Source organism: Glutamicibacter arilaitensis Re117, assembly GCF_000197735.1.
GTDB lineage: Bacteria > Actinomycetota > Actinomycetes > Actinomycetales > Micrococcaceae > Glutamicibacter > Glutamicibacter arilaitensis.
Window position 1 is genome coordinate 3,375,407 of the sequence record NC_014550.1, and the last position, 19,061, is coordinate 3,394,467.

The window sequence follows — 19,061 nt, forward strand, 5'->3', positions numbered from 1 at the left end:
GCCGAGCGCGTCCTTGCCGTCAGCGATGGTGAGCTCGGTGCCGTCACCTACGACCGTGGAAGCGGTGTCAGTCAGTTCTCCGTCGGCGCCTAGAGGAATGAACCTGCCTTTTCTTCTTTGAAGCGGGCTGCTGAGGTCGTTTCGGACGTCCAGGTCCCATCCGGGTTGGCGAACACCTGTTCGGTGGCCGTGCGGAGGGACAAATCTTCGACGCGGTGGCCGGTGGCTTTCGCGGTAATTTGGGCGGACACCCCGTCAGGACGTTCGGTGACGTCCTCCACGGTTTGTGCCGTGTCTTGCGGTTCTTCGTCGGCGAACGCCGATGGGGCGACTAAACCTGAGGCCAGCAACGCACTGGTGCTGGCAATCGCGATAGCAGATAGGATTTTCCTCTTCCCTACTGTGAAATCTGTCCACAGGCGCGCAGAGATATCCCTTCTCAGAAGGTGCACTTCGACCTCTATTTTCGATAAGAAATAAAGCTGACACATAGCCAGCACATAGATTCTGCTATATCCAGTGCGCGCGAATTACCAAAAAGAACGCTTTGGGAAAAAAGTTGCCTAAACGTTATTTACCCAATGATCTTACGAAACGAGAGGTTGAAGGCTGGGGTCAACTTGGGGGAGCATCAAATCTAGTCAATCGATTGATCTGCGAAATTCATTGCAGCATCGAATGAACGGGAATCAACTTCTGCGATTCGTTAGTTCTTCAGCAGCCCCTCGTAATATCTTTGCGAGTCTCGCACATCGTCTCCATAAGGCTTGGTCGAGTAGTGCTGTAGCTCGATCAGTCCTGCCGGTAGGCCGGAGCTGGTGAGGATGGCGCGGCCCCGTGGCAATGCCGCAAGGTCGGCCACGTCCAGGATCTTTTCGCGCTGCATCGAACTGGATACCGAGCGGCCGCTGCGAGCACTGGTGCTGGAGGAGCGTTTGAGCACGTCCCGTTCACCGATTACTTGGGTCAGGAACGGCAAGAATTTATCGTCCGAGAGTCCTGAGCCGGCAACGCGGATGTTGGCGGCGCCCCAGAGTTTGTTCATGCCTTTCTCTCCGTAGGCTTCTACGCCTTGGCTGTAGGACTGGAAGAACGTCGAAACGACGATACCGCGTGAACCATAGTGTGAATACACGTCGGGCAGTTCGCGCCAACGCACCACGTTCGCCGCTTCATCCAACACTGCTGTGAGCGGGGTTTTCAACCGGCCCCCTGGCTGGCTGGCTGCGGTCTTTTCCGCTTCGGTCATGACGGCCATGACTAGCGCTGCGGTGATCGCACGAGCTGATCCGCCGCCTTCCTTGGAGATGAGATACAGAGTGTCGGTTCCGGTAGCCAGCTTGCGATGATCCAATTCGGGGCGATTGGCCCCATTATGGCGAATCCAGGGAATCACCTTGTCGTAGGACAGGACGTTCACCCATGGGCGCATCGTGCCATAGACCCCGTCACGCTGCTTCGGGGTGAGCTTCTGGATCTGCTCCAGGGAGTTCGCCAGAGGCCGGTGGCCGTGGTCTTTGAGCAGGTCGCGGGCCGTGAAATCCTCGGGATCTTGCGCCCACGCGAACACGTCAGTGATCGGGCGCCGACCCGCGGCGGCGGCAAAGAACAAGTGCGAGAGCAGGCGTTTACCGTCAGATTCGAAATACGCGTCCTGTTTAGCCCCTGCGTCGGTGGCCGAGGCCAGGAACACGTCCGCGAGCTTTTCAGCAGTTTCCATATCAGTGACGAAGGAGAGCGGATTCCACCACCAGGAGGGTTCTTCTCCGATGATGCCCTGCACGTCGTGCACCCACACAGTGCCTACGCGGGCGCGGGGGCCACGGGTCATGTCTACGATGTCGCGCTTATTCGAGGTGGCCAGCACTGGCCCGCCGGTTTCCAGGATCTGCGGGACGCACACGCAGGAGGTTTTGCCGGCGCGTGGCCCCATCAACCAGATCTGCACCCACTCATAGGAAGCAAACAAGGACTTGCGGTTGTTGACCAGCTTGGCCAGAGGCACCCCAATGCCGGCCTTGGTCGCGCCGAGGCGTTCAGCATCCGCCCGGGCCGCTGGCTCTTCCAAGGCCTTGAAGTCCTTGGCGTGGCCCATCTCCTTGGCCAGATGATCAATGCGGGAGCTGGTGCCCCGGCTGCGCCGCCACACCACCACGAGCATCACGATGACCGCCAGCAGGAGCAACAGGCCCAGGGCGAACACAGCGATTTGCAGCCCGCCCACGGGCAGGTAGCCGCGTGATTGATCCATGAGGATCTGCACTGGATTATTCGAGGACTGAGGCACGTTCGGGTCGAGGATCGCCCCGAGAGTCCACAACAGCACACCCATGATGACTAAGGTGAGGATGCCGCCGCCGATGATCCACAGCAGTTCATCATTGGCCGGCTGATTCTTGCGCCCAGAGCGCGGATCTGAGGAAAACATTATTTGACCATCTCCCAAGCCCGGTTGGTATCCGAAATCTCGAATTCCAGATCAGTGAGTTGCGTGACGAATGGAGTACCGGGATTCTTGCCAACCTTCATGATGAAGTGCCCTGCACCAGGCCGGCGGGAAGCCTTATTAGTTTTCGGATCAACCACGGCTTCACCGGTCCAGTCGGTCATCAACGCTTTTTCCTTGGAGGACAGGGCGAACACTTCTTCCAGGTTGCCCATCTCCGAAGGAGCCAACCCGCCCAGGAACACCAGGGCGGAGCGTTCCACGAACCCCCAGGCGGTGGCCGTCAGGTGTTCCTTGGATAGCCTGAGGTCGTTCATGGTGTGGGTGATCATGACCTGGCCAATGCCGCGCCCACGATTCAGGCGAGTGATGGTGTCAATGAAGTGCACCATGTCATCGCTGGCGCGCAGGATGCGCCACAGCTCGTCCATGACCAGGAAGTAGGTGCGGCGCTGCCGCTTGCCCGCAGCGGCCAAATGCTGTTCGGCCGAGACGGTGGCTGATCCGAGGTTCCAGCACAAGGACTGCACGGCAGCGACCAGAACACTATCGTTTTCGTTCACGCCGGAAATGTCGAATACCACCGGCACACCGGGGGTGATGTGAGCATCCGAGGGCTTGGCGAACATGTCCCCATAGGCACCGGAGGGGCCGAGGTTGATCAACGCATCCAGCAGGGCTTGGAGGCGCTGGTCGTATTCGTGGTCATCATCGTAGGCCAGGACGTTTTGGCGCAGCACTTCTGGCCGGGAGCGGATGAAGTCCACCAGATCCCCGATCAACGGCGCATCCCGCAACTCTGGGTCGAGTTCGTTGATCGCCACCGACAGGCAGGTGGACTCGTGCGGTTTCAGCGGCCGGCCCAGCATCATCGAGGCGATGCCTTCCATCAGTGATCGGCGGCGGCTGATCATCTCCTGGATCGCAATGTCCCGTGCCTTCTCATTGTCAATCTCGTTCAGGCTGGCGACCAGTGGGCCTAGATCTAACGGATTGAGGTGTCCTTGGCCGGGGGAGAAGGTGATGACCTGCCCACCCAGGGCGCGGATATGCGGCACATAATCAGGGCGTGAGTCGGCCAAGATCATTGGCACCACGCCCCAGGCTGAGAGCACGGCCAGCAGGCGGTGCACCAGCGAGGTCTTGCCTAGTCCTGGCTGGCCGAGGATGAAGGCGGAAGGGTTGGAAATGATGCCGTTAAGGAACCAGGAAATAGGATCGCCGGTCACTAGCGTGTTGCGCAGCAGATGGCGGCCCAGAGGTGCGCCAATGGTCGGTAATCCGGCGCCGTTGACGAAGGGCCAGAACCCGCACACCTGCACCGCTGAACCTTGAATCTCGACCGGGTTTTCGATGTAGTTCACCGGCCCGCCGCCACGGCGGTTCCACCCTGCATCGCCTGGAACATAGCGCGATTGGGCGCCCTCAGCCAGCAGTCGGGAAAGCAAGCCTGGTTCTTTGGCTGGTTTGGGTGCTGCCTTCTTCGCAGAGCGTTCCAAACGGGCCACGTCGCGCTTGGATAGCGTGAGGCTGTGGGACTGGGCCAGATCCTCAGGGTTAGGCTGCTGGCGCTTCTTCTGGATTAGCGGAGTCATTAGAACCACGTCTTAATCTCGTCGGGGATCATCATGTGATCAGGTACCACCATGCCCAAAGGCAAGCCCGCCTGGAAGGTCACTGCCTGGTTCGCCAACGCTTCGCGTACCCGCAGCTTGGCGTGGGACACCAAGCCGGGAACGGTGCGGTCGAACTTCTTCAGCTCGGCTTCATCTTTCACGCTGATGGTGATGATTAGCCCGAAGCGGGTCAACCCGGAACCCAAGGCTTCTTCCTGGGCTGTTTTCTGTGCTGCCGCCAAACGCTGGCGGGCACGCACGGAAACGCGCTGCTGCGAGCCGGAGAACATCGCATCCTTCTGCTCGTTCTCCACCACGGTGGAGGTCTGATCAGCCGGGATCGGACGATACAGCAAGGTCACCCGCTTGCGCAGCGCCCCCTCGCTCGGTGCAGTGAGGCGAGCCAACGAGTTGGACATGAACGCGCCGCGCGGGCCTTCATACATCGTCCACGACTTCGACACGGCCCGGTCGTGCCGGTAATGGTCGAACGCGTCCAATGCGAACGATGGGCCAGCATCCTCCCACGCCAGGCCGGTGCCGCCAGCGGCTTGTGCTTCCTCCACGGCGACAGCGGTGGTCGGGTCATAAGCCACGCGGGTGAAGTCGATGATTTCCTGGGCCGTGTTCGGCCGTACTGCTCCGGCCCCGGTGTTCGCCAGCCCGGAAATGATGCCGGGGAGCTTGTTGCCGATTTCCTCAGCCATCTCTTCCATGCCCCGATCCCCGGCCTTCCCATCGAGGCGGCGGCCGTCAAAGGTCAGGGTAATGCGGGCTACGACTTCAGGAGCGGCGGAGTGATCAGTCTGCGCGATACGTTCAACGACACGCTGGGCGAACTCGGGCGCGTCCTCGCGGTGATTATCAGCCAACAGCTTTTGCAACCGCAGGCCCGAGTCCTGGGAGGATTCGATGGTGACCGAAGCGCCGCGGATTCCCTCGTCCAGGCCGCGTTGGGTCAGCCAGTTCGCCCAGTGCGCCACCTGGTTATCCACGTCGGCCTGGTCAATGAGATTATCCCCGTTGGGGAAGCATTCGAGCACCACGGAGTAGTTGTGGTGGCCACGGGAGGAGAGGCGGATCAGCCCGAAAGGGTTACCGTAGGAGTCCATGGATTCAGTCAGCTGGGACTTGGCCATCAGACCGGGCAAGCGTACCTGCCCATCGGGGGTGAACCCGGTGGGGCCGGAAAGATAAACGTGCTTTTTGGATGCGACCTTCTGCCGCTGCGCTAGACGAAGCATGAGTCTCCCATAGATTGAACGGCCTTGTTTCTTGGTGACCAGAAGCAGCACGGCCCCGAGGATGGTGGCCAGGGCGATGATGACGGCGGCCATGATCCAGCCGCGCGCTGCGGTGACGATGACGATGAGGACGATGGGCACCAGCATGAGGCTTTGGCCCATGGACAGGCCCAGCAAGCCTGAGCGGCGCGGCACGGTCAGGTTGCCGAAGGTGTTCGGTTCGATTCGCGTATCTGTGATGGCCATGTTTATTCGCCGTCCTCGTCTACGAGCTTGCTGGGGTTCGCGCCGTTGGCGATGCCTTTAACGTCGCTCATTTTCTGCATGGCTTCCGTGGCCTTGTTGGGTGCTTTGGCGCCGGATGGGCCACCGGCAGGTGGGGTGCTGTTCTGGGCTGAGCCTGGGGAAGTAACGCCGTTACCCGAACTACCGGAGCCAGAAGAATCAGTGGAAGTTGATGCACCGGCACCAGTTGGAGTGGAACTCGAACTACTTGATGCCGGAGCCGCAGCTGCGCCATCCGATCCACCGGCAGCGGAATGAGCGCCGCCGCCCGAAGCAGCAGGAGAACCGCTAGAGGTTGCGCCGGACGTGGAGCTGCCAGAACCACTGGCAGAAGATCCACCACCAGCACTAGAACCGGAGCCTGCCTCACCAGAGGCAGCACCCGACGCGGAAGAACCCCCATCGGTGCCGCTAATGGTTTCCGAAGCAGAAGAACCACCACCGCCAGATGACCCACTCACGGATGCGCCAGCACTGCCGCCAGTCGATCCTCCACCACCGGCTGTAGTGCCGCCGCCGGCTGTCCCGGCTGCGATCGAACCTCCACCGGCAGCAGCAGCGGCACCACTGCCACCACCAACGGCACCTGCACCGCCACCCATCGCCGCACCTGCACCACCGGCAGCAGCAGCCGCGCCACCTGTACCCGCGAGAACTGCGGCACCGGCCGCGAGCGTGACACCCGCGCCCAGCGCTGCGCCGCCGGAGAACGCGCCAGCGCCAACACCGGCAGCAGGAACGATGAACTTGATCAAGGCGGGCAACGCCAGCGCCGCCAGCAACAAGATCAGCAACGCAATCAGGGTCGAGTGCATCGCCTCAGGAACCGTGGCTTCTTCACCCTCGGGGGCACTGCCTTCTACCAGCATGCGGAACCCCAAAGAATAGATGCCCGCTGCGACCGGCTTATAGAGCAGCAACGCGATCAGCCACCCGTTGGCTTTGCGCCATGCTTGCCGGCCCTGCTCTGATCCACTGGCCGCAGCCAGCACCACGATGAAGGCGGAGAGGATCAGGAACATCACGTCACGGAAATACATGAACAACAGGTTGATGACTGCGCCGAGCAACAAGAGAATGAACAGCAGGAACGCAGTACCGGGACTAGCTATAAGCGCAGTGCCAGCGGTTAGCATTTGCGTCAGATCCACATCCCCGCCAGTAGAACGCTCAACGATCCACTTGGAAAATTCATCCGAAGCGGTGAGCAACAAGCCAATACCTGTTGCATAGGCGGTGGCCGCGAGAATCAGATTCACAATCGGGGTACCCAAACCGATCAGGCTGTTTTTCACGTCCTGGGACATGACGAGCTTTATCAGGCCGATCAGAAAACCCAGGATCGCAAACCCTGCAACGTACCAAGACATGTCATCGCGCAAACTAGCCACGGCAGCGTTGTCTACGTCGGGGCTGGGGGTATCCATCCAGAAGGTGGAAACCTGGGCAACGAAGGCCACGGCACCGTCATAGAGCGACTGGACGAAGTCCGTAATTGCACTATCGGCAAGGTTTTTGAGGCCTTCACCAATGTTGCAGTTCACCTGCCACCATTCACAACTAGCCTGGTTCGCCACAATAATCGCCTACTTGAACTCTGTGTAAGAACTTGGATCGTTGACTTCGCTCCATGCCGGAGGGCCGGAAGTTAGATCCAATCGCCAGTCATGGTCTTTGTCGCTCCAAGCCAGGTTCACGCTCATAGCCGCATACTGCTCGCCTGCCTTGGAAAGATATTCAACAATGGCACTGTCATCACTGCTATTCATGACTCGGTATCCGAGCATCGGCGGGAAGCTCTCATTGCTCGTACTAGAACCTTGTTCTTCGAAAAGCCGTTGACGATTCATCGATTCAACGGCAGCATCAATCTCTGCACCGGCCGAGAAATCAATTACCAGGGTGAACCCTGCCAGCACCGCACCAGTAGGTGTGTGGCTGAAGCAGCGCCAGAAATCCCCGTCCATCTTCGCTGGCCCATGATCGGCATTCACCGGCAGCAGCATCCCGGCAGGGTGCCGCTTCCATTCAGTGTCCGGGGCATCGTTCGGGAACGAAGCGTCGGTACTTAGCGCAGGGCAATCCCCAGAAGCCGGTTTGGAAGCCGAAGCCGACGGAGTATCCGAAGGGGAGGACGGGGAAGCAGTCTCAACCGGTACCGACGGTGCAGGAGCGCTCGGAGCTGTTTCTGGTTCAGAGTTGACGCGGGGGAAGATGATTAGCCCCGCGATCACGATGACCACGATGAAGGCGAGGATACCGCCCCAGAGTTTCCAGTTTCTGCCTAATGGATCAGTTTCAGCCATGAGGATCTTCTCTTTCTCTTAGACGGTTCACCGGTGCTTAGACGAAGACGTTGATGATCGTTCCCGCGCTAATGGCCAGGATGCAGACGATCAGCGAGATGACCAGTCCCTTGAACCCGTTGATTTCCCGTCCCGTGAAGGACGCGAACGCCAGGAAACCTGCCGAGGCGAGGAATCCGGCCACGCCGAGCAGGATCACAGCCCAGGCGATCCAGTTCAGGATCGTGGTGAAACCATCGGTTCCTGGTGGCTGTTCCGGGGTTGGGTTAGGGATGCTGGCGGCGAGGTCGATACCGAAAGCCAGGGTTTGCAGCAACATTTTTATGCCTCTCTATTTGGTGGGAGTGTTCAGGAGTTTGATGATTCGTTTGATCCGTCCGGGTAACCGGGCCGTATCGGGTGGAGCATCCAGCCAGGGATCCATCCATGGAATATGGGTGCCTCGGGGAACCATGCGCAACAGGCGTTTGGTGGCTTTTTTGCGGGCATCACTGGTGCGTGGCCCTGCTTCGATCAGCACCAGGGCTGAAAGCTGGGAGCCGGTCAGCTGACCATTGGCCCAGGAGCGGACGAACCTATCCGCAGTGGCCAATCCAGAATGATCGGTACGAGCCACCGCAATCACTGGGATAGGCCAGGCGCTGCCCGTCCAGGCGTTCTGCGAGATGGGCCAAGCTTGGCCAACCTCAGATGCGCCATCGCCCAGAAGCGATGCAAGAGTGGATGCGCCTGCACCGCCGTGAATCCCCATGACGGCAATACCTTCAAAAGCCCCAACATCACTAACAGCCCATGTTTCGCTTGGAGCTTCAAGCATCGGTGATAGTCCAGGTTTCACTGGGCCGGTAACTAGCAGGTCATTACCCATAAGCTCATCTCGAATGTCGAAAGAGTCTTTTTGCGTCACCTGCTTCTCAGAAGGGGCAAAAGGATTCGACACGGCAGACATAGTGCGCTCTCCTTAGTAGAGTGATCAACGGAAAAGAGTTGATCTAACATTTAGTATAAACTCGCATTGAAATCACTGTCAATAGTTTTGCCATACTTAGATTGGGGAAATTCAAAGTTAACGCTTTGAATGGTTAATATGGGCAATATGGTTGACATGGATTTCATATTCATACACATTTGGAGTGTGACCATGAACGATCCAGAAGCAGTGGAGGATCTCATCGCGGATTTGCCGGAGTGGGCAACGACCGAGGAGATCGCTGACGTGATGCGCGTCAAGGCGCAGACCGTTCTGAAATGGAACCGTGAATACGGTCTCAAATCAGTGTCCATTGGGTCTCGCGTGCGCCGGTACAGGAAGAAAGACGTGCGGGACTTCTTACTGAGAAGCGACGAAACAGCCGACTAACCCAAGGAAGCTACGGGTAGTGAGTTAGATGACGATCATTGATCCACAGAAAGTCCCGGCATTCCCGGTCTACACGCTAAAGATCAGCGAAGGCCGGGAGTCCTTGACTCTGGACGGTGCACAAATTCCTGTGCTTGATGGAGAAGATTTCATCGAGGCAGGGAAAAACGCGATCGTCGCCAAGCTCACCAGCCACAATCTGGGTATGGTGCGGGCACGAGCCATCGACGAATCCAGCGGGCAAGCGTGGGACATGATCATCGCTGCTACCGGGGAAGTCCTAGACCTCACCGAGCAACAAGAAGCCGAACAAGCAGCCAAGGCCCGCAAACAGCGCCGCAACAAACGGCTGATGATCGCCGGAGTGAGCACCCTAGCGGTGCTTACTCTCGGCGGTCTCGGCACCGCCGTGGTCATCGCTAACCAGCCCGCCGCCACCGTCCCCGCCTACACCCCGCAAGGGGTCGGGGCCACGCTGCCAGCCGCGCCGCCGCCGCAGCACTCGGCCACCGCCGCGTGGAGCCACCCCACCCTCGCTGATGCTACGGTCAACATGATCAGCCCTGACCGGCTGCTCACCGCCGATCCAGAGGGCACTGTCACCGGCCGCAACCCGGCCACTGGCCAACCTGTCTGGCGTGGGAACAAAGCCCCGGAAGACCTGGCCAGCATCCACCAGGGCACGTGGGCCGGCAAGCCCGTCTATGCGGCCGCAGAACGCAACGAACTGCGCCTCTGGCCGGTAGAGATGCCCTACGACACCCCGAGCGTGGCACCAACCAGCATCGGGCTGGAACCAGGGCAAACAGCGCGCACCGACACCCACACCCCCTACATCGAACTGGGAGACTGGTACATCCGCGTCCCCGATACGGCTGGCACACTGCATGATGTGATGATCCCACCCGGATCGACCGTGCTGGACGTGGCCGCCGATGGAACCATCACCACAATCAGCGCCACCACCATCTACACCCTGGATAACAGCGGGAAGATCCTGGAAGAGAAGAACTTCACCGCGCCAGAAGGTGCCACAAAATACCCGGTACGAGTGTGGCTGCTCGATGACACCCACGCACTGCTGGCATGGGATGACACCGAACGCATCATGGGAGTGCTGAACACCAGCACCGGTTCAATGCTGTTCTCCGGCACACCACGGGCAATCCCCACCGCCACCGAACCCCTTCTGGTGGACAAGGAAGCGAAAACCGCAGCTATCGGAAGCGTGGGAATCAGCTACAGCGACCAGGAAGCCCTCATAGACCTTCCTGCCGCTGACCTGTCAGCAATCCACGGAAACCTGATCTACGCGAACAGCAACAACGGGCCAGTCACCCTGGATCTGGGCAACCCCGAAGCCGAGCCGAAGACGTGGGTGAATTACCGGGCCGAAGATCCAGCCCCGGCACTGGTCACCGATGACGCGGTGTATTTGGTGGCAACCCAGTTGGAAAGCACCACCGTCTATCGATCCAACCGCGAACAGTAGGGAGGTCTGGTCATGGAAGAGCAGGGTGGCGGAGCCAAAATCATCCTGGCAGTCCTCGGTGTCCTTCTCCTTCTGGTCATCACCCCGATCATTCTGTTCATGGGTGGAGGCGACAGCGAAGAACCCGATCCCAATGCCCCGTGTGTCATTGAAGGAACCCCCATCGGCAAGGGCAACGACGGAGAATCGACGGTGAAAATTCCCGAACAGTACCGGGAAGCTGTGGAGAAGTCCGCCGATACTGCTGGGCTTCCCGTAGGGATCATCGCCGCGCAAATCAGCCAAGAATCCGGCTGGAACCCCAAAGCAGTCTCCCCGGTGGGAGCACGAGGCATTGCCCAGTTCATGCCCGGTACCTGGGAGGAATGGGGCAACGGGAAAGACCCGTTCGATCCGTTCGCTGGCCTCGGTGCCCAAGGCCGCTACATGAAACATCTCGCCGGACAAATCGCGGATCTGGCAAGCAACGAGAAGGAAAAGATCCAATTCACCCTGGCCGCCTACAACGCCGGAGCGGGCAACGTCCAGAAATACGGGGGTATCCCGCCCTTCGAGGAAACCCGCCACTACGTGGAAGTCATCATGGGCAACGCCCAGATGGACTATTCCTCAACCTGCGAAGCGCCTGGTGGCTTCGACTTCGGGGAGCTGCAAGCCGATGAATGGGCACACCCCATGCCTAATTCGCGGCTGACCTCGCCGTTCGGGCCGCGCGCGTGCCCGCTGGCCAGCTGCGCGGGCATGCCGTTCCTGTTGAAGCACGAAGGCATCGACCTGGCCGGATCAGACCCCTATTTCTACGCTCCCACAGACATGAAGATCACCTATGCCAGCATCGGGAACATCGACAAGCTTTACGGCTCCTACGGCAACTATATTTTCGCGCAGATGACCGAAGCCCCTTACCTGGTGTTCGAGTTCCACGAAGCGCAAGACAACTCCCTGCTGGTGAAAACCGGAGACGTAGTGAAGAAAGGAACCCCGCTGGGCAAGCCAGGTGCCACGGGTAATTCCAGTGGCATCCATGTCCACTTCCAGATCAACAACCCGAAAACCAGTGTGTTTGACAGGCCAGCGATCAACAACGGCAAAACCTATGACCCGGTACCGATCCTTAGACAGCAAAAGGTGAACATCCAATGAAACACCCCAAAATCCTCGCCCTGGCCCTGACCTTAGGACTCGCAACAGGGATAGCCGGATGCACCCCCGCCGGCACCGAGAACGAACCAAGCAGCATTCCGAGCGTTGCCCCAACCACAGCCACCCCCACCGCGCCAGCGCCCAGCAACAGCCACGAGCACGGGGATGCCGTGGATGATCCAGCCAAAATCGAATTGGCGAAGCAAGCGGCAACGATCATGACCACCTGGGACCCGAACAAGGACTTCAACCGCACCGCCGCCGAAATGCGCGCCAGAAAGCTCATGACCAGCGAACGGGCCAAAGAAGTCATCGCGCCGGAGCGGCCCGCGACCGGCGTTGAATGGCTGACCGCCGCAGAGAAGAAAGCAACCAGCAAGCCCACGGTGAAACTCATGACCGAGCACCACGAGCAGGACACGGTTGCGATCACCGCCACCTGGCAATGGGTCACCAAGGACGGGGAATCCTGGGCAGGGGAAGGGAAGCAGACGTTTTACTTCACCTTCACCGACACCGAACCGTACAAGATCCGCGACTACGTTTCATCTATCCAATAAAAGCCCTTACGGCGCAGCCGATTTCCTCTTGAAGAAAGCGAGCACACCATGAGCACCACCGAAGAACTCATTAAGGCGACCGTCAACGCAGACGGCAGCGCAACCGTGATCATTGAGGGGAAAACCCACGAATTCACGGCAGATAATGAAGCCACTGCACGAGCACAAACCGTTGAACTGGTCAGCTCCCACGCAAAGAAAGAAGGCAGCGTCGTACGCGCCGTCATGCACGATTCCCAAGGCTCTTGGCCAGTGAAAGTACACCCGAATGGCACCGTGGAGCCTGACACGACGAACCCACCGCAGCGCCGAGAGAAACCAGCACGCCGCCGCGCTGATAGCCCAGTAACCCATGTGGCCACCACCGAACCAGCAGTCATTGACCAAGCGGCCGCACAAGACACTGAGGAAACACCACAACAGACAGTGTCCGAGGCACAGGCCTCAACGGAACCTACCGCCGAAGGAGAAGAAGCAGCAATGGAAACCGTGCAAGCAAAAGCACCCCAAGGACAAACCACGCCGCCCCCAGCGACGGCAGCTAAAGCTCCCCAAGATAACCCCTTCGCCAAGAAGTCTCCTACCCAGGACAGCGCGACGGCAACGCGCCGCGAAGCGCGGCAAAGCTTCCTAACCCAGGAACAAGTCGAAGAACCAGCCACCAAAGGCTGGCGCGGCACCATGACCCGCATGGGCATCCGCATGGCCCCTAGCGAGGACGAGCGCGCCGAACGTGCAGATGTGCAGGCAGTGAGCCAGCACTGGCCAGGCCCACGCACCATCGCCATTGTGAACGGCAAAGGAGGGGCAGGGAAAACCCCCACCACCGTCCTGCTCAGTGCGATCTTCGCCCGTTACGGCGGGGCAGGTGTGCTGGCTTGGGACAACAACCAAACCCGAGGCACCCTGGGCTGGCGCACCGAGCAAGGCCCGCACGAGGCGACCTTGTTGGAGCTGCTACCTGAATCAGAAAAGCTCCTGGGCACCGGGGCACAATCCGCAGACCTAGCCCATTTCGTGCACCACCAGACCCGAGACCGGTTCGACGTGCTGCGTTCGAAGCCAATGGAATTGGCCAGCGCACAGCGCGTGGATGCCGAAGACGTTGACGCAATTCACCGCGTGGCCTCGAAGTACTACCGGCTGATCTTCATTGACTCAGGAAACGACGAGTCAGATCCGATGTGGCGGCGCATGATCGACCACACTGACCAACTTGTCGTGGCCACTACGACCCGTGATGACCACGCCGAAGCCGGCGCGCTGCTGCTGGAAGCCCTCGCGCAGCAAAACGACAAGGCAAACGCCCTGGCACAAAACGCCGTAGCAGTGGTGACCCAAGCAGATTCCAAAGCCACTACCGCCGACGTGAAGCGCGTGGCCGATGGCTACAAAACCCTGGCCCGCGACGTAGCAACTATTCCATTTGACCCAGCTATCGTTGACGGAATTCTGCGCTACGACGCGCTACGTCCAAATACGCAGCGGGCATGGCTGGCAGCCGGAGCGGCAGTAGCAAGAGGACTATAAGCTAAAGGCTGGCGAAGCCTACGAACGCAAATTTCATTCACTTGAATCTAGGTAGGACTACAAATGGATATATCTTCTCTCCTCAGTGGAGATTCAGTCACTGGGCTACTGGTAGATGGAGAAGACGGAACACCATATGTTGGGGCCACCCTCACAATTGACGCTGAACGTGGGATAGTCCTAGAAATTCCATATATCGAGCATCCCGAAGTCCCACAATTTCAGCATGTCGCTAAGTGGTTTAAAGACCGGCAGGTGCCACCTAACATGATTCTACAAACTGTTGATGGAGACCTCGGACTCTTTGGCAATCAATGGAAAGGCTATAGAGATTCGAATAATCAGTCACTCGGTATGATTCGGCCAAACGAATTGGTGGTGGGGGAATACAACGGCGAATTATCTCAGCCTCTATTACTTGAAAAGGTACGCAGTAGGATCGATGGGTTATCCGAGTGGACTTCGATACGTTCCATAGACTTCACACGCATCACTGATGATCAAGGGCTTATCAAAGAGTTAAACGTCAAGGCTAAACCAGTCGCAAGCGACACATGGTGCCAAGGAGAAGCAACCATGCAGATCGTTTCCGAATGGAAAACCTCATACCCTGACAAAGAGAGCCGCTACGGACTGAACATTGATGAGGGGACAGTACTCGTATCGAACTTTGATTCCCCTAGGTCCTTTAGAGATCACTTAAAAGAACAGAGCAAAGTGCGTGACTTGCTGACCCTGCTCGTTGGTAGATCCATTCATTTCAGGCAGCATAAGGGGCTCTTCGCAGATGAGGGTGTAGCGGTCGGTGGCGGGGTGGGCGCGTCGGTGCGGGGATAGACGTCGAGGTCTCCCGATGATGGAAGTTCTGACGCTCGCCATCTGGAAGACCTCGACATGCCCCACGCTACCTTCTCGTCCCCTGATCTCGATGCCTTCTGCGGCCTGGACGGGCTCGGCCTCACAGCCACCGGCCAGCGCATCGAGACGGGCCAGGCAGTTCTGGAGTGCCGGGTCCTCGCGGACGATCAGTGGTGCCATCGCTGCGGCCAGGCCGGAGTTCCTCGCGGCACGGTCCTCAGGACGATCGTGCACGTCCCCCTCGGCTGGCGACCGACGATGCTGCAGGTCAGAGTGCGTCGCTACCGCTGCCCGGACTGCTGCACCGTGTGGCGTCAGGACACCACAGCCGCTGCCGCGTCCCGCACGAAGCTGTCGCGCGACGCGGTCTTCTGGGCACTCAAGAGCGTGGTCATCGACCGGATGTCGATCGCGCGGGTCGCCGAGAACCTCGGCACCGCCTGGCACACCGTGAACGACGCTGTCCTCGAAGCCGGCTCCGAGCTCCTGATCAACGATCCTGCCCGGTTCGAGGGGGTCCGGGTCCTCGGCGTGGACGAGCACGTCTGGTCCCACACCAGAGGCGGTAACAAGTACGTCACCGTGATCATCGACCTGACCCCGGTCCGCGATGGCACCGGAGCCTCGAGGCTGCTGGACATGGTCCCCGGCCGTTCGAAGAAGGTGCTCAAGACCTGGCTCGACCAGCAGGAACAGGGCTTCCGCGACCGGATCGAGACCGTGGCGATGGACGGGTTCACCGGTTTCAAGACCGCCGCTGCGGAAGAGATCCCGCAGGCCGTCGCGGTGATGGATCCGTTCCACGTCGTCGCCCTGGCCGGTGACGCACTGGACCGCTGCCGGCAACGGATCCAGCAGACCACCTGCGGGCATCGTGGCCGATCCGGGGATCCTCTCTACGGGATCCGCCGAGTCCTCCGCACCGGCGCAGACCTCCTGACCGATCGCCAGTGCGGCCGCCTGAGCAGCGTGTTCGCCGCAGACGAGCACGCCGCAGTGGAGGCGACCTGGGGCATCTACCAGCGGATCGTCCAGGCATACCGCAATCCCGATCGCGTTGCCGCCAAGCAGCAACTCACCGCCGTGATCCAGGACCTCGCCGGCAACGTTCCAGCCTCGCTGACCGAGGTCATCACGCTCGGCCGCACTCTGAAACGCCGGGCCGGGGACGTGCTGGCCTACTTCGACCGGCCCGGCACCAGCAACGGCCCAACAGAGGCTATCAATGGCCGCCTCGAGCACCTCCGTGGCACCGCGCTGGGCTTCCGCAACCTCGCCCACTACATCCTCCGATCCCTCCTCGACACCGGCGGATTCAGACCCCTGCTACACCGTCAAATGCGATGAGCCGCATATCTCATGTGCAGGTCTCACTCCCCGGCGGCACGAGCTCGCGCGGAGCGTAAGAGAAGATGCGTCTGGCCTCGGGCTGTGGTCACGCTTTCGCTGTCGATCGCGAAGACTTCGAGAACCCGAGACTTCGTCAGCACGGCGTCGGGGTGTCCGTGTGCGCGCAACTGCCCCTCGGCGAGGAGGAGCATGTCGTCCGTGTAGCGGATCGCGAGGTCGAGGTCGTGGAGGGCGCAGAGGACCGTTACCCGAAGGTCTTGCAGGAGCTCCATGAGGGCGAATCTGTGCTGGACGTCGAGGTGGTTCGTGGGCTCGTCCAGCACCAGCAGAGTGGGGTCGTGACGGAGGGCTCGTGCGAGAAGTGCGCGTTGCAGTTGTCCGCCGGAGAGAGCCGCGACTGGTTCGGTCGCGAGTTCGTCGAGTCCGACGCGCGCCAGGGTGCGATTGACCTGGTGCGTGGAGAGTTTCTGAGGGCCCAGAGCGACGAGTTCGGTCACGGTGACGTCGGGAAGGGGCCCCGTGTGTTGCCGGAGAACTCCGATCTTCCGAGCCCTGTCGCGAGCGCGCATCGTGCTGATGTCTTCACCGTCGACCGTGACGGTGCCGGTGAAGGCCGGATGGTATCCGGTAAGGAGGCTCAGGAGAGTTGACTTGCCGCATCCGTTGGGTCCGACGACGGCGACGATCTCACCCGCTGCGATTGTGGCGCTGACGTTGTCGAGCGCGCGCCGTGGTCCGTAGTTCACGGACACGGCGTTGAAAGCCACTTCGGATGGCGTCGTATGCGATGAGCTCATGAGAGGGCCATGGCGCGATTCTTGCGCATGAGGAGGATGAAGATTGGCACGCCGATCGCCGCGGTGAAGATCCCGACTGGAAGCTCTGACGATGCTAGCACGGTGCGCGCGGCGAGGTCCGCCGAGCTGAGCAGGATCGCCCCCAGCAACGCAGACACGGGAATGACGCGCTTGTGCATACCGCCCACGAGGAGACGGGCGATGTGCGGCACGATGAGGCCCACGAAGCCGATAGTCCCCGAGACGGCGACTGCGGCGCCGGTCATCAGGGAAGCGAGAGCGAAGACGAGCACCCGGGAACGCCCCGGATGCACCCCTGACGCGGCCGCTTGAGCGTCTCCGAGGCCGAGGAGGTCAAGGCGCCCGCTAGACATTGCGACGAGAACGATCGCGACGATGATCACGGGGCCGATGACGAGCAGCAGTCGCCATTGGGCGCCTGCCAGACTCCCGAGAAGCCAGAACATCACCTGCTGAGTGGCATCGGAATTCCCGGATCGGATGAGGAGAAAGGACATCACCCCTCCGAGAAGTTGACCGATCGCGACTCCGGACAGCACCAGTCGGCCTGCGGACATCCCCCAGCGTGAGGTCGCTGTGGCCGCGACGATGATTCCGGTCGCAGCGGCACCGACGAAAGAGGCGACCGGGAGCAACAGCACTCCGAAGGTGGTAACACCGACGGAAGTGATGACCAGGACCGCCGCGACCCCGGCTCCGGAAGACAGGCCGAGGACGTAGGGGTCGGCGATGGGGTTGCGGACGAGGACCTGTGCGCACGCTCCGGCGACTGCCAGGGCGGCGCCGACCACTGCGGCCTGCAACACGCGCGGCATGCGTAGTTCCCAGACGATGAAATCCAGGGAGCCAAGCTCGGGTTTTCCCGCCACGCGCCCGGAGATGACCTCGATCACCTCTCCGGGGGCGATCGATACCGCGCCGACACCGACGCTGATCACCATCACTGTCAGAAGCAGGAAGAGGAGCCCGATGAGGATGGCGGTCAGAGGGATGGCGCGCAGGGCCCCGGTTCGGCGTCTGCGCGTCTCCTCAGGAAGCATTCGCGACCGCATCCGCGATGATCTGGACGGCGTCCGCATTCAGCAGGCTCGGTGACAGGAGGATGCGCTGCGGCACCACGACGACGTTCTCGTTCTTGACGGCGTCGGTCTCGGCCAACAGCGGGCTGGCCATGATGGCCGCCTTCAGGTCCTCATCGCTGGAATCCGCGAAACCGGACACCACCACGATCACAGCCGGGTTGGCCTCTGTCACCGCCTCCGCAGACAAGCTTGCGAAGTCCTGGAGCTGGTCACGGGCGATGTTGGTACCGCCGGCCAAGGTGATGATGCCGTTCGCTAGCCTTGATCCGCCGTTGGTGTTGATGCCCGCGCCAGCGTCGGGCACGGAGGACAAGCTGAGCACGGGCACGTCTGCGTCCCGCGAGGCCGCCGTCGCGTCTGAGACCTGAGTACGAATCCGGTCGATCAGCTCCTCGCCACGCTCGGTAACGTCGAATGCATCGGAGAGCGCGCTTATATACCTGTACGTCTCATCGATGTTGTCCACCGGGACATCCTGCACCGCGCCGCAGGCGGACAGGGCGGCAGATCCCGCGGACTCCAGCTGATCGACAGACGCGGTGCCGTCGAAACCGCCGAACTCGTACTGCGAGATTCCCGTGACCAGGTCCGGGTCGGAGGCGATCACTGCCTCAGCTGACCCCTGTCCGTCGTCAAGAACGGGCACTGCGTCGAGTTGAGCGCGGATGTCTCCGGAGAAGTCGGTCTTGAAGTCTGGAGCCGCAGTGCCCACAACCGTGTCGCCGAGTCCGAGTTCGATGAGAAAGGCCGCCGCTCCGGCGTCCATGGTCACAACGCGCTCGGGGACGGATTCGAGTGAGACAACCGCCGGGCATGTGGGGTCGGTAACGACGTCGGCGGCGCCGGTGGGAGAAGCCGAGGAGCCGGCGGAGTGCCCGCTGTGGTCGGAATGGTCCATCGACCCGCCACCGCATCCCGCGAGGGCGGCGATCGTCAGGGTGGCGAGGAAAGCAGAGGGGAGGATGCGTCGC

The 19,061-nt window shown here is 60.5% G+C and carries 18 protein-coding genes; 7 read left to right on the top strand and 11 right to left on the bottom strand.

Going from position 1 to position 19,061, the window contains the following annotated elements; all coding sequences use genetic code 11:
- Nucleotides 1-89: 89 nt before the first annotated feature.
- From AARI_RS16090 to AARI_RS16125, 8 genes are all read right to left on the bottom strand, one after another.
- Nucleotides 90-491 (bottom strand): hypothetical protein, encoded by a 402-nt coding sequence (locus tag AARI_RS16090; RefSeq protein ID WP_157867179.1) that lies wholly within the window; start codon nt 489-491, stop codon nt 90-92.
- 215 nt (nt 492-706) lie between these two features.
- Entirely contained in the window at nt 707-2,428 is a 1,722-nt protein-coding gene (locus AARI_RS16095) for a type IV secretory system conjugative DNA transfer family protein (RefSeq protein ID WP_013350309.1), read from the bottom strand.
- Nucleotides 2,428-4,041: a hypothetical protein gene (locus AARI_RS16100; RefSeq protein ID WP_013350310.1), complete on the bottom strand. Its 1,614-nt coding sequence runs from the start codon at nt 4,039-4,041 to the stop codon at nt 2,428-2,430. Before AARI_RS16100 ends, AARI_RS16095 begins: the two co-directional genes overlap by 1 nt.
- Nucleotides 4,041-5,552: an SCO6880 family protein gene (locus AARI_RS16105; RefSeq protein ID WP_013350311.1), complete on the bottom strand. Its 1,512-nt coding sequence runs from the start codon at nt 5,550-5,552 to the stop codon at nt 4,041-4,043. The genes AARI_RS16100 and AARI_RS16105 overlap by 1 nt, the downstream gene beginning before the upstream one ends.
- Before the next feature lie 2 nt (nt 5,553-5,554).
- Entirely contained in the window at nt 5,555-7,135 is a 1,581-nt protein-coding gene (locus tag AARI_RS18795; RefSeq protein ID WP_049862677.1) for a hypothetical protein, read from the bottom strand.
- A gap of 42 nt (nt 7,136-7,177) precedes the next feature.
- Nucleotides 7,178-7,897 carry a hypothetical protein gene (locus AARI_RS16115; protein WP_013350313.1) on the bottom strand — a complete coding sequence of 240 codons (720 nt, stop codon included), beginning with the start codon at nt 7,895-7,897 and terminating at the stop codon, nt 7,178-7,180.
- 37 nt (nt 7,898-7,934) lie between these two features.
- Nucleotides 7,935-8,216: a hypothetical protein gene (locus tag AARI_RS16120; RefSeq protein WP_013350314.1), complete on the bottom strand. Its 282-nt coding sequence runs from the start codon at nt 8,214-8,216 to the stop codon at nt 7,935-7,937.
- A 12-nt stretch (nt 8,217-8,228) separates the two neighbouring features.
- Entirely contained in the window at nt 8,229-8,648 is a 420-nt protein-coding gene (locus AARI_RS16125; protein ID WP_041650276.1) for a DUF6668 family protein, read from the bottom strand.
- A 390-nt stretch (nt 8,649-9,038) separates the two neighbouring features.
- Between AARI_RS16125 and AARI_RS16130 the strand changes: the two genes are divergently transcribed.
- The 7 genes from AARI_RS16130 to AARI_RS16160 all read left to right on the top strand — a co-directional run bounded on the left by AARI_RS16130 (nt 9,039) and on the right by AARI_RS16160 (nt 16,187).
- Nucleotides 9,039-9,257, top strand: coding sequence for a helix-turn-helix domain-containing protein (locus tag AARI_RS16130; RefSeq protein WP_013350316.1), 219 nt, complete (start codon nt 9,039-9,041; stop codon nt 9,255-9,257).
- 28 nt (nt 9,258-9,285) lie between these two features.
- Nucleotides 9,286-10,749, top strand: coding sequence for a hypothetical protein (locus tag AARI_RS16135; protein ID WP_013350317.1), 1,464 nt, complete (start codon nt 9,286-9,288; stop codon nt 10,747-10,749).
- 12 nt (nt 10,750-10,761) lie between these two features.
- Nucleotides 10,762-11,892, top strand: coding sequence for a transglycosylase SLT domain-containing protein (locus tag AARI_RS18800; RefSeq protein WP_013350318.1), 1,131 nt, complete (start codon nt 10,762-10,764; stop codon nt 11,890-11,892).
- Nucleotides 11,889-12,452 carry a hypothetical protein gene (locus AARI_RS16145; RefSeq protein WP_013350319.1) on the top strand — a complete coding sequence of 188 codons (564 nt, stop codon included), beginning with the start codon at nt 11,889-11,891 and terminating at the stop codon, nt 12,450-12,452. The genes AARI_RS18800 and AARI_RS16145 overlap by 4 nt, the downstream gene beginning before the upstream one ends.
- Nucleotides 12,453-12,500: 48 nt before the next feature.
- Complete coding sequence (locus AARI_RS16150) at nt 12,501-13,982, top strand: MinD/ParA family ATP-binding protein (RefSeq protein ID WP_013350320.1); 1,482 nt, start codon at nt 12,501-12,503, stop codon at nt 13,980-13,982.
- Nucleotides 13,983-14,045: 63 nt separating this feature from the next.
- The gene (locus AARI_RS16155) at nt 14,046-14,819 is read left to right on the top strand and encodes an ApeA N-terminal domain 1-containing protein (RefSeq protein WP_013350321.1); all 774 of its coding nucleotides are present in this window, start codon (nt 14,046-14,048) and stop codon (nt 14,817-14,819) included.
- Between the two features lie 57 nt (nt 14,820-14,876).
- The gene (locus AARI_RS16160; RefSeq protein ID WP_013350322.1) at nt 14,877-16,187 is read left to right on the top strand and encodes an ISL3-like element ISAar39 family transposase; all 1,311 of its coding nucleotides are present in this window, start codon (nt 14,877-14,879) and stop codon (nt 16,185-16,187) included.
- A 23-nt stretch (nt 16,188-16,210) separates the two neighbouring features.
- On the opposite strand, the gene AARI_RS16165 is transcribed toward AARI_RS16160, so the two are convergent.
- The 3 genes from AARI_RS16165 to AARI_RS16175 are packed head-to-tail and all read right to left on the bottom strand — an operon-like array spanning nt 16,211 to nt 18,988.
- Nucleotides 16,211-16,987: an ABC transporter ATP-binding protein gene (locus tag AARI_RS16165; protein WP_013350323.1), complete on the bottom strand. Its 777-nt coding sequence runs from the start codon at nt 16,985-16,987 to the stop codon at nt 16,211-16,213.
- Nucleotides 16,984-18,048 carry a FecCD family ABC transporter permease gene (locus tag AARI_RS16170; RefSeq protein WP_013350324.1) on the bottom strand — a complete coding sequence of 355 codons (1,065 nt, stop codon included), beginning with the start codon at nt 18,046-18,048 and terminating at the stop codon, nt 16,984-16,986. The genes AARI_RS16165 and AARI_RS16170 overlap by 4 nt, the downstream gene beginning before the upstream one ends.
- Complete coding sequence (locus AARI_RS16175; protein WP_226940849.1) at nt 18,038-18,988, bottom strand: ABC transporter substrate-binding protein; 951 nt, start codon at nt 18,986-18,988, stop codon at nt 18,038-18,040. Before AARI_RS16175 ends, AARI_RS16170 begins: the two co-directional genes overlap by 11 nt.
- Nucleotides 18,989-19,061 lie beyond the last annotated feature (73 nt).